The sequence below is a fragment of the Paraburkholderia sp. BR10872 genome (assembly GCF_040965835.1).
GTDB classification, from domain to species: Bacteria; Pseudomonadota; Gammaproteobacteria; order Burkholderiales; family Burkholderiaceae; genus Paraburkholderia; species Paraburkholderia nodosa_A.
This window is the reverse complement of the sequence record NZ_JBFRCN010000171.1, coordinates 1-309: the sequence shown is the minus strand read 5'-3', so window position 1 is coordinate 309 and position 309 is coordinate 1. Positions and strand designations below refer to the sequence as shown.

The 309-nt window shown below is 71.5% G+C and carries 1 protein-coding gene; it reads left to right on the top strand.

The window, feature by feature from the left end; translation table 11 throughout:
* On the top strand, positions 1-309 hold a 309-nt coding region (locus tag AB4Y43_RS40555; RefSeq protein WP_368730298.1), incomplete at both ends, for a pyridoxal-phosphate dependent enzyme.

Sequence of the window (309 nt, the reverse complement as noted above, 5' to 3'; positions counted from 1 at the left end):
CCGTGTTCCTCAAGCGCGAGGACAACCAGCCGGTGTTCTCCTTCAAGCTGCGCGGCGCCTACAACAAGATGGCGCATCTCTCGCCCGCGCAGCTCGAGCGCGGCGTGATCACCGCCTCGGCGGGCAACCACGCGCAGGGCGTCGCGCTGTCGGCGGCGAAGCTCGGCGTGAAGGCCGTGATCTGCGTGCCGGTGACCACGCCGCAGGTGAAGGTCGATGCCGTGCGCGCCCACGGCGGCGCCACCGTCGAGGTCGTGCAGGCCGGCGAGTCGTACAGCGACGCCTACGCCCACGCCGTGCGCCTGCAGG